Below are 10,622 nucleotides of genomic sequence, written 5' to 3' on the forward strand. Positions count from 1 at the left end.
AGGGCGGGGGCGTCACTTTACCCCGTGCATCCACTTCTTGAGCGGCCACGACAGCAGCAACAACACCACGCCCAATACGATCGCCACTTCGGAAATCGTCACGAACACCCGCACATAGGTGTCGAGGCTGACCTTCAGGTTGGTCACTTCGCCGCCGACCGTCTCCACGCTGGCGAACTGCGCCACCACGCCCGCGACATATTGTGCGACCGAGATCGACAGGAACCATACGCCCATCATCAGCCCGACCACGCGCGCGATCGACAGCTTCGTGATCATCGACAGCCCGACCGGCGAGATGCACAGCTCCGCGACCGAATGGATCAGGTACAGGCCGGCCAGCCACCACATCGCGACCTTGAAGTCCGGCCCGACAAACGTCGTCCCCCACACCAGGAACAGGAAGCCGAGGCCGACGCCGACCAGCGCGAGGCCGAACTTCACCGGAATCGATGGCTCGAGCCCGCGCTTGGCGAGGCTCGTCCACAGCCAGCTCATCACCGGCGCGAGCGTAACGATGAAGAACGCGTTGAAGAACTGCGTCTGCCCGGCCGAGATCGGGATGCCCCACAGCTCAGGCTGGGTGTTGCGATCCGCGAACAAGGTCAACGACGATCCGGCCTGCTCGAACAACGTCCAGAAGATCACGTTGAAGGTGACCAGCACCATCGCCGCCAGCATCATCTGGAATTCCTTGCGCGAGCCTGCGATGAACGACCAGATCAGAATGCCCGGCACCGACACCAGGAACGTGCCGAACAGCAATTTACCCATCAACGACAGGGACGCGACATAGCCGACAAAGCCAGAGCCCGGCACCGGCGGCTCCGCGTTCATCAGGTTGACGAACAACAGGTAGAAGATCGGTACGCCAACTAGCGCGGCGGCATAGATGCCGAGCGCGCGATCCTTGACCGTACCCGCCGCGATGCCCGCTGGCGGCTCGCCGTAGCCGCCGAGCTTGCCGCCGTTGAACTGGATCAGCGCCCACGAAAACAGCATGCCGATCGCGGCCAGCCCGAAGCCTGCCCACCAGCCGACCGCATCCGCCAGCCACGGGCACAGCAATTGCGAGCCGAGCGAACCGAGGTTGATGCCCATGTAGAAGATCGTGAACCCCGAATCGCGTCGTCGGTCGCCTTGCGCGTAGAGTTCGCCGACCATCGTCGAGATGTTGGGTTTGAAGAAGCCGTTGCCGACCGACACCATCGACAATGCGATCAGCAATACCGCGATGTAGAACGGGCTGCGTTCGCCGTCCGAGACGAAATGCCCCTTGGCGACGGTCTGCGCGACCGCGCCGTTCTGGCGAAGCAGCGATACGCTGCCGTCGTCGTTCCCTTTGATGCGCAGCCGCTGCGCGCCGTCGACCACGTAGCGCGCCTCGGTGCCGGCCGTGGTCGTCACCTCGACCGTGTGGCGCGTCCCGTCGACCACCGCATAGGGCGTCGCCGCCGGGCCGCCGAAACACAGCACGAAATAACCGACCGCCATCAGCAGCGCGCCGAACTTCACCGCGCGTTTCGCGCCGAGATACTGATCCGCCAGATAACCGCCGACCAGCGGCGTCAGATACACCAGCGCGGTATAGCCACCGTACAGCCCGGTGGCGGCGCGATCGCCGAACACGAAATGCTTTGTGAGGTACAAGGTCAGCAGCGCACGCATGCCGTAATAGCCGAACCGTTCCCACATCTCGGTGGTGAACAGCCGCGCGAGCTGGCGCGGATGGCCGAACCACGTCTCGCCCGCCGCCGGATTGATATGGGTGATGTCCGGCTCTCGCGGGCTGTCCGCGGTCGGGGTGTCCACCATGTCGATACGCTCCCAAAGACTGTCCGGCCCGCTCGAATGGGGGCGGTTGGTAGCGGATGAAACTAGCGGCAATCGCCGGTCTGTAAATACTTGGAAGCACAGGCTACATACGGCGGCATGTTCAACGACACCCATTCGCCGCTTTCGCTGCTCACCACCCGCCGCTCCGGCAAACCGCGCGACATGGTCGCGCCCGGCCCCTCTGCCGAGCAGATGCAGGCCATCCTCCAGGTTGCCGCGCGCACGCCCGATCACGGCAAGCTCGCCCCCTGGCGCTTCGTGGTGGTGGGTGAGGGTCAGCGCGACCAGCTCGCCCAAGTCATCACCGACGCTTATCGCGCCGAGCGCCCGCAGGCGACCAAGGTTGAGGTCGATGCGCTCGTCCAGTTCGCGCATCAGGCGCCTGCGCTGGTGGTCGTTCTGTCCGCGCCGCACCCGACATCCAAGATCCCGGTGTGGGAGCAGGAACTGTCGGCGGGTGCGGCGTGCATGAACCTGCTCCATGCCGCGCACGCACAAGGCTTCGTCGGCGGCTGGCTGACCGGCTGGCCCGCCTATTCGGATGCGGTGCGCGATGCGTTCGGCGCCGCGCCGGAACGGATCGCCGGGTTCATGTTCCTCGGCACGCCCGAACGTCTGCTCGATGAGCGGCCACGCCCGGACCTGGGCGCGGTCGTCTCGGAATGGGGCGGCTGACCGCTGGACGGGCGGCACGGTTGCTGTATTAGGGCGGCATGACAGCGCTTAGCAACGACGACAGCCCGGTCTACATCCGGCTGCGCGGTATCATCGTCGCCGCGATCCTTCGCGGTGATTTCCGCGCCGGCGATCAGTTGCCATCGGTGCGCTCGCTCGCCGCGCAGCACGGCGCCAACCCGCTCACCGTCGCCAAGGCCTATCAGACCTTCCAGGACGATGGCTATGTCGAGGTGCGGCGCGGCGTCGGCATGTTCGTGCTGCCCGGTGCCGCCGAGCAACTCCGCGAGGCCGAGCGCACGCGATTCCTGCGCGATAGCTGGCCGCGGATCCGTGACCACATCCGCCTGCTCGGACTGAGTGCCGCTGATATGTTGGAGGGCGTCGACGCCTGATCGGCTGAAGTGCGTTGCCGTGGAAACCTAGCGTCATTCAGAACGCCCTCACGAGGCGGTAGCTGCGTCGGCAAACGGCGTAGCATCGTAAATCCGGTATCTAGCCTCTCAAAACAGACCCAGTTTCGCGACATCTTCGGCGGTCAGGTCAATGCCGAACAACATGCTCAGCCGCATCCGGTAAACGCGCGGATCGGTGATCTCCGCCTCCGTCGTGTCGTTGCCGGAACGGCGGCGATACAGGCGGTCGGTCAGCGAAGCGAAGCCCTTCGGCAGCACGATGCTGACGACATTGGTGGTGCGGAACCGGCTGCCCGGTGCGGTTGCAGCCCACAAGTTGCCCATCGCCAGATCCGAATCATAGGCCGGCCCGACCACGAAACTGTACTGGGGCTGGAAGCCGTCGCCTCCGCCGCGCCCGTCTGTCGTGGCGATGTCGCCGGCGCGCCACAGCATCCAGCCGTGTTCGGCATCGCGTGTCAGACGGAAGCGCGCGCCATCTGGCGCATGCGCTTCAGCACCTTCCACCAGCGGCATCGGCGGCGTGTAGCTACCCCCGAAACCTGCATCGGCGATCCATTCGTCGCCTTGCAGCGTAACGATGCTGATCGCATGGGTGCGCGGCGGTACGGCGGTCGCTCCGAGCCACACCCGCGCAAGCTGCGGACGCGCGGCGAAACCAAGCGCGGCGAGTGCGTCGAGGAACAGTCGGTTGTGCTCAAAACAATAACCACCACGCCGTGCGGTCACCAGTTTGGCGAACGCCGCGTCGCTATCGATTGCGATTGTTCGGCCCAGCATGACGTCGAGGTTCTCGAACGGGATCGCCAAACGGTGGGCACGTTGCAGGGCCTCCAGCGAAGCCGCATCGGCTGCCTCCGGTTGGGGCAGGTGAAGGCGTTCCAGGTAGGCGGCAATGTCGAAGCTATTCATCGCGGCCCTCTTATATATTGCGACGCAACATGCTAGGCTGCGATCCAATGAACGCGTCCGGTCCGACCGACAGCACCCGCATCTTACCCTTCGGCGACGCCGCCATCGCCGAGGCGGCGGCGCTTATCAAGGCCCGCGCGGTGGTCGCAGTCGCGACTGAGACGGTGTACGGCCTCGCTGCCGACGCGACCGAGCCGGTGGCGGTTGCCGAAATTTACGCCGCCAAAGGGCGGCCTGCATTCAATCCGCTGATCGTGCACGTGTTGGATCTGCACATGGCGCACCGCCTTGGCGAGTTTGACTCACGCGCCGAGGCGCTCGCCACCGCATTCTGGCCCGGCCCGTTGACGCTGGTGGTGCCGCGCCGCGCCGGATCGGGGATCGCGGCGATCACCACCGCCGGGCTTGATACGATCGCCATACGAGTTCCTGCCCACCGCGCCATGCGCGCGTTGATCGTAAGGTCCGAGCGGCCGTTGGCGGCACCCTCCGCCAACCGCAGTGGGGCGATTAGCCCGACGCGGGCAGCACATGTTCAGGCGAGCCTCGGCGGTCGCATCCCGCTGATCCTCGACGACGGCCCGTGCGAGCAGGGGGTGGAATCGACGATCGTGCACGAAGTTGACGGCACGACCCGCGTGTTGCGGCACGGGCCGATCGGCGTGAACGCGCTGCTCTCCACAATCCAGCAAGGTGCGGGCGAACGATGGCAGTCGATCCCCGGCGTCGAGCGCTTCGATCCGGGACTAGGCGGCTTCGAGGCGCGGATCGAGGCGCCCGGGCAACTCGCTTCGCACTACGCGCCGACCAAACCGCTTCGTACCGGCGCGATCTACGCTGAGCCGGATGAGTGGATGATCGGGTTCGGCCCGATTTTCGGGGATGCATCGCTGTCGCGCACGGGCGACCTCAAGGAGGCGGCGGCGCGGTTGTTCGATTTGTTGCATCAGGCGGATGCAAGCGACAAGGCCCGCATCGCTGTAGCGCCGGTGCCGGGGGAGGGCGTCGGCACCGCGATCAACGACCGGCTGCGCCGCGCTTCGCACCCGCGCTAGGTCGCAGTCGTCTCCACGTGTGCCTCACCGACGAAATCGCGCCATAGCATGATGAGCACCGCCATGGTTGCGGGGCCGACGAACAGACCAAGCAGTCCGAAGGCCTCAACCCCGCCAAGGATACCGATCAGCACCCACAGGAAAGGCAGGCGAGTCGCGCCGCCGATCAGGATTGGTCGGATGAAGTGATCGGCGATACCGACAACGACGAGTCCGATCACGACCACCGCGATCGCACCCGCCACCGAAGACTTGGCGAGCAACAGTAGTGCCGCCACCGCGAACATCAACGCCGCTCCAAACGGGATCATCGCCGCCACTGCCGTCAGCGCGCCTAGCAACAAAGCGTGCGGTACGCCGAGCGCAAGATATACCACCGCCATCACCACGCCTTCGCCGATCCCGACCAGCACGAGCCCGTCGATCGTGCCGCGAATCGACAGCGCGGCCAGCAGTGCGACGCGCTCGCCAGGCGGGCCGAGCATACGGTCGCTGGCGTGGCGGCACTGCGTGAGGATCGCGTCACGATCCCGCAGCAGAAAGAACAGCGTAAGCAGCGTGAAGCCGAAGATCACCGCGCGGTGCAGCACGTTGCTACCGATCAGCCGCGTGCGCGCCACCCATTCGGCGCCGCGAAAATGCTGCCATTGCAGCGTGGCACGCTCGGGCGTGGAGAGGTTCTCCTGCCACCAGTTCGACAGGACATGGGAACCGAACGGAAGATGCGAAACCCAATCCGGTACCGGCAGCCCCTGCGTCTGCGCCAGCGTGACCCAGGTGGCCACATCATGCGCCTCACGCGCGGCCTCGGCGATGCCCAATATCAGGGGGATCACCACCAGCAGCGCGAGTGCGGTCGTGCCGATCGCCGCCAGCCATGTCCGCGCGCGGTCGCCCGGCCATCGCTGCACAACGCGTTGCCGCAACGGGTCGATCGCCACTGCGATGACGACGGCCCACACCAATGCCGGCACGAACGCACCGGCGATCCACAATCCCAGTCCGGCCAGCAACACGGCCAGACCGATGCGGGTCATCCGGCGCACCCGTTCGCGCGTAGTGATCTCATTATCCATCCGCATAGCTTTAGCGACATCGCAGCTTTGCGAAAGCGCTGCTAAGGTGACGCGAATTTCACGCGATTTGGCGTGTGCGTGCTGGCAAGCCCACCCCCAGGGCTCGTTTAGCGAAGTGGAAGAGTAACATGCGCTTACTGATCGTCGAGGACGACAGCGCCGCCGCCCGGCAGCTTGCCGGTGATCTCGCGGAGCTCGGCCACGACTGCGAGATCGCAGGCGATGGACGTGTAGCGCTGATCCAGGCGACCGGAACCCGGTTTGACGCAATCCTGCTCGACTGCTTGCTGCCGTTCGTCGACGGCATCGCCGTCACCGCGCTGCTGCGCGATCGTGGTATCGATCTGCCGATTATGATGATCTCTGCCGTCGATGATCTCGACCATCGGCTGATCGCGCTAGAGGCGGGTGCCGACGATTACCTCATCAAGCCCGCAGCCCCTGCGGAAGTCGACGCGCGCCTGCGCGTCATCCTGCGGCGCGGTGCCTCCACGCAGAAATCGGGCGTGATGTGGGCTGGGGATATCGAGGTGAACGAAGTCAAGCGCAGCGCGACCAGGGCGGGGCGCACGATCAAGGTGCAGAATATCGAGTTCCGCATCCTGTGCGAACTGGTGCGCAATGCGAATACGATCGTGACCCGGCAGATGCTGTACGAAGCGGTGTGGAATTACGATTTCGTACCCCGAACCAACATCGTTGAATCGCATATGACGCGGCTGCGCAACCACCTCTCCATTGCGGACGAACGCGATCCGATCGCGACGATCCGCGGGGTCGGCTACATGCTCACCGACAAGGCCTGATGTGGCGTGGCGACCTGCAACATGGGTACGGCACATCGTGCGCGCGTGGCTACCGAGGGATCGCGAGCGGCAAAGGATGCAGGCGGCGATCGACGCGGTGGTCGCGGGCGATTTGCACCGACGCATTCCGCTGCATGGCTCCGGCTCAGCGGGAGACCGGCAAGCGGCTTCGTTCAATCACATGCTCGACCGGATCGAGGCTCGCATGACGAACCTGCAGCATGGTGCAAAGGATATCGCGCACGAATTGAGGGGGCCGCTCGCGCAGCTGCGCGGCGAGGCGGCGTCACTGGCGCGGCATGCGGCTGATTCGCCGCAGGCCGACGGGCTTGCGGCGCTCGTTGCGCGGGCTGATCGCATGCTGGACCTTTTCACCAGCCTGACGCGCTTGTGGGAGATTGAAGGAGACGCGCGGCGCAAAGGGTTTGGCACCGTAGATGTCGCCACTTTGGTCGGCGACGTGGTCGAAATGCTGGAAACCGTGGCGGAGGATGCCGGCGATCGGCTTTCCGCTAACCAGATCGTGTCGGCCTGGGTGCTGGGCGACGCCAATTTGTTGCGCCAGATGCTCGTCAATCTGATCGAGAACGCGATCCGGCACACACCCACCGGTACGACGACGACAGTATCACTCGCGGGATCGGCGGACGTCGTGGTGCTGACAGTTCAGGATGATGGCCCGGGTATCGCCCGCGAGCATCACGCACTGGCGATGCGGAAGTTCGGCCGGCTCAACGATCAGGTTGAGGGGCAGGGGCTTGGTTTGTCGCTGGTCGATGCGATCGTGCGGTTGCACGATGGGACGCTGTGGCTGGAGGACGCTGCGCCGGGCCTCCGGCTGGTGATCTCTTTCCCACGTTTGCGGTAGGAAACGAGAAGGCCGGCAACTTTGCGGTTGCCGGCCCCGTTCGTGGGCGTTCAGCGGATCAGAAGCTGACGCTGACCTCACCGCCGAACGTGCGCGGCGGGTTGAAGTTGGCATAGTCGCCAAGCACGCCGGCATAGCTGGTCGAAACCAGCGTGGTGCCGTTATAGTTGTTGACCGGTACGGAGTTGGCTGCCGAACGCCGGTAGATGTAGGTGGTGTCGAACAGGTTGCGCGTCCACACCGCAAAGGTGACCTTGCTGCGATCGCCGACCATCACGTCCGCCAGCGCGAGGCGACCGTTCACGACAAAGCTCGCGCTTGTCTTGGTCGGCTCCAGCTGGAAGCTGTACTGGCTGCTCGCATAGTTCGCGTCGAGGTGGAGGCGAATGTTAGCACCACCCGCGATCTGGACCGGCTTCACATAGTCGATTGCGCCCGATGCTGCGTTTTTCGGTGTGTAGACGATGTACAATTGCTGCGGCAGGCCACCCGTGATCGAGTTCACCGCCGACGGTGCGCGCCAGTAGGTGTAGGCATACGAGCCAGTCAGCGTAAGGTCCGGGATCGGCTTCACGGTCAGATCCGCTTCGATGCCGCGGATCTTACTGTCGCCAGCATTCTGCGTCTGCTCGATATGGCTTCCGTTGGTCGGGCTGGTCGCTGACGTGTCGTAAAGATCGAAGTCGAACTGCGTGTTGCTGCGGTCCATGATGTAACCGGCGATGTTCAGACGCGCACGGTGCTCCCAGAAGTCCATCTTAGCGCCGATTTCATACGATTTCACGGACTCGGGGCCGAACGCGTTGAAGCTCTGCGAGCGGTCGTTGGCACCGCCGGCGCGGAAGCCGGTCGCGTATTTGGCGTAGAGGTGAACGTCCTGCGTTGCGTCGAACGCGATGTTGATCATCGGATCGAATCGGCTGATGCTGTTCTTGAAGCTGAATGGCGACGCGACGTTCGTAACAGCCGGCGTTACCAGGTTCGAACGGTTGTTTACGACATACAGCGTACCGTGACGGTCGTCCTTCGTCCAACGGCCGCCGGCGGTAATGTGCACGACGTCGCCCAACGCCTCCGGGGTGAAGGTCAGGTTGCCAAACACGGAGTAATTGTGGTCGTGCGCCTGGCTTGCGCGGGTGATGAACTGGCAACTGTTGGTGAATTGCGGAACGGTCGGCGCCAGCGTGTTGTTGCACGACGGGTCGTACTGCTGGTAGCCCGAGTTCGCGCTCGAAATCGCGGCCGCGTTGCCCGGGATTGGGCTGCGAACCGTGTAGCCCGTGCCGTCTGCGTTCCACAGATTGCTCAACGGGGTTGCGGCATATTCGGTTGCGTGCTCAGTATAGTAATAGGCACCCACGACGTAGTCGAACTGCGGAACGCTGCCGACTGCCTGAACTTCCTGGCTGAACTGGTGTTGCCGGAAGAAAGACAGGCTGTACCGGCTGAAGTTCGAGTTGGGAGCGAAAGTCTGACGTTCCGGACCGCCGGAATTGTCCCACTGGTCCGTGCTCACACCGCGCCACGCCGTGATCGAACGCAGCTCGAGCCAAGGTGCAACCTTGTACTTCAGGTTGGATGAGAAACCATGCGTGATATCCTCGCTTGGCTGCTGCGGCACACCGACGTCCGCCACATACTGGCGGTCCGGATGGACGCCGACGAGCGGCGCCTTCGGCGCGATACAGATGCGGCTGCTGGTGCCGCCGCAGGTCTGGCCATTCGCTTGGTATAGCTGCGTGCCAACCACGCCGGTGGCGGGATTGGTGTAGCTGCCAACGGCGTAGCCGTTCGGGTTGTAGTTGACCAACTGGCTGAAGTTCGGCGTGTTGTTGTCCTTCGCATAGTCATATGCGAAATCCGCCGTCAGCCCGTCGATCGGCGTCCAGCGCGCGGCGGCGCGGCCGCCCTTGCGATCGTAATAGTTCCAGCCGGTCGAACCCGAGAGCGGATCCTTCACGGTCGGGTCCTGATGCTGGTATACGCCGTCGAACTTCAACGCGATGTTCATGAAGGATGGCAGATCGAGGTGTGCGTCAACGTTGCGGCTGCCGTAATTGCCGACGCCAGCGGTCATGCGACCGTCCAACTCGCCGGTGGGCGCCTTGGAAACGAGGCTGAGCGCGCCGCCTTCGGTGTTACGGCCGAACAACGTGCCCTGCGGCCCCTTCAGGACTTCGATGCGCTCGATATCGAACAGCGCGGCGTTGAGGCCCTGGGTCTTACCGAGGGCAACACCGTCGATATACACGCCGACGCCGCCGTCACGTGCGGTCTGGTTCTGGTCATAAGGAACGATGCCGCGGATGCCGATCGTCAGTGCTGACTGACGTGCTTCGAACGTGGCGACGCGCAGCGACGGTATCGAGCCATCGGCGAGATTGAACAGGCTAAGCACATGCCGGTCGGCAATGCCTTGCGCGCCGAGAACGCTGATGGAGATGGGTGTCTTCTGAAGATTGGTTTCGCGGCGCGTCGCGGTAACGACAATGTCAGGTACGCCGACGTTTTGAGTATCTGCTGCGGGCTCGGCATCAGCGGGCGCTGCCGCGGGAACGGGGGCAGCTGCATCCGCGGCGTGTGCCGGCGAAGCACTGAGTGCGATAAGAGCGCTGCCGAGTAGCAGCTGCAGGCGGACGCCTGGCGAAGTTTTCATGTCGTTACCCCTAGCCTCGGGACGTTCTCCCGATGCCCGGGCCGCTACCCGTTGTTTAAGTCGCCAGCGTTACAACCATCGTCACCCAAGGGACCGTGCGGCATCACATCACAACGATGTACATTAAATAATCTCCATGTTGCCGTCGGCAGGTACTCTCGGGAGCAGGTCCCAAGCTGTTCAAAGATCGTCTTCCGCCGCGCGGACAATCAGATTGATGAACTTATGACGACGCGCCGACTGGGAACGCGTAAATTTGGGCACTGCCGGCGGAGATGGTGCATGTCCGCAAGGTTTACGCCACATGCTTTCGCGATCGTCC

General features: G+C 64.0%; 9 protein-coding genes. 5 read left to right on the forward strand and 4 right to left on the reverse strand.

Features of this window, described 5'->3' with window-relative positions:
* Positions 1 to 12: 12 nt before the first annotated feature.
* Positions 13 to 1,815 carry a peptide MFS transporter gene (locus OXR00_RS17030; RefSeq protein ID WP_267389440.1) on the reverse strand — a complete coding sequence of 601 codons (1,803 nt, stop codon included), beginning with the start codon at positions 1,813 to 1,815 and terminating at the stop codon, positions 13 to 15.
* Between the two features lie 117 nt (positions 1,816 to 1,932).
* Here OXR00_RS17030 and OXR00_RS17035 point away from each other — a divergent pair, with 117 nt between their 5' ends.
* Both OXR00_RS17035 and OXR00_RS17040 read left to right on the forward strand, forming a co-directional pair.
* Positions 1,933 to 2,511 carry a nitroreductase gene (locus OXR00_RS17035; RefSeq protein WP_267389441.1) on the forward strand — a complete coding sequence of 193 codons (579 nt, stop codon included), beginning with the start codon at positions 1,933 to 1,935 and terminating at the stop codon, positions 2,509 to 2,511.
* 38 nt (positions 2,512 to 2,549) lie between these two features.
* Positions 2,550 to 2,906 carry a GntR family transcriptional regulator gene (locus OXR00_RS17040; RefSeq protein ID WP_267389442.1) on the forward strand — a complete coding sequence of 119 codons (357 nt, stop codon included), beginning with the start codon at positions 2,550 to 2,552 and terminating at the stop codon, positions 2,904 to 2,906.
* Between the two features lie 108 nt (positions 2,907 to 3,014).
* Here the strand turns inward: OXR00_RS17040 and OXR00_RS17045 are convergent, their stop codons facing one another.
* Entirely contained in the window at positions 3,015 to 3,839 is an 825-nt protein-coding gene (locus OXR00_RS17045) for an arylamine N-acetyltransferase (protein WP_267389443.1), read from the reverse strand.
* A gap of 47 nt (positions 3,840 to 3,886) precedes the next feature.
* On the opposite strand from OXR00_RS17045, the gene OXR00_RS17050 reads away from it, so the two are divergent.
* Positions 3,887 to 4,894, forward strand: a complete 1,008-nt coding sequence (locus OXR00_RS17050) for an L-threonylcarbamoyladenylate synthase (RefSeq protein ID WP_267389444.1) — start codon at positions 3,887 to 3,889, stop codon at positions 4,892 to 4,894.
* Here OXR00_RS17050 and OXR00_RS17055 read toward each other — a convergent pair.
* Positions 4,891 to 5,970 (reverse strand): AI-2E family transporter, encoded by a 1,080-nt coding sequence (locus OXR00_RS17055; RefSeq protein ID WP_267389445.1) that lies wholly within the window; start codon positions 5,968 to 5,970, stop codon positions 4,891 to 4,893. The genes OXR00_RS17050 and OXR00_RS17055 overlap by 4 nt on opposite strands.
* 128 nt (positions 5,971 to 6,098) lie before the next feature.
* Between OXR00_RS17055 and OXR00_RS17060 the strand changes: the two genes are divergently transcribed.
* Positions 6,099 to 6,776 (forward strand): response regulator transcription factor, encoded by a 678-nt coding sequence (locus OXR00_RS17060; protein WP_267389446.1) that lies wholly within the window; start codon positions 6,099 to 6,101, stop codon positions 6,774 to 6,776.
* Between the two features lie 205 nt (positions 6,777 to 6,981).
* Positions 6,982 to 7,644, forward strand: coding sequence for a HAMP domain-containing sensor histidine kinase (locus tag OXR00_RS17065; RefSeq protein WP_267389447.1), 663 nt, complete (start codon positions 6,982 to 6,984; stop codon positions 7,642 to 7,644).
* Positions 7,645 to 7,702: 58 nt separating this feature from the next.
* On the opposite strand, the gene OXR00_RS17070 is transcribed toward OXR00_RS17065, so the two are convergent.
* On the reverse strand, positions 7,703 to 10,300 hold the full coding sequence (locus OXR00_RS17070; RefSeq protein ID WP_267389448.1) for a TonB-dependent receptor: 2,598 nt from the start codon (positions 10,298 to 10,300) through the stop codon (positions 7,703 to 7,705).
* Positions 10,301 to 10,622 lie beyond the last annotated feature (322 nt).

Source organism: Sphingomonas sp. GC_Shp_3, from assembly GCF_026540945.1.
Taxonomy (GTDB): domain Bacteria; phylum Pseudomonadota; class Alphaproteobacteria; order Sphingomonadales; family Sphingomonadaceae; genus Sphingomonas.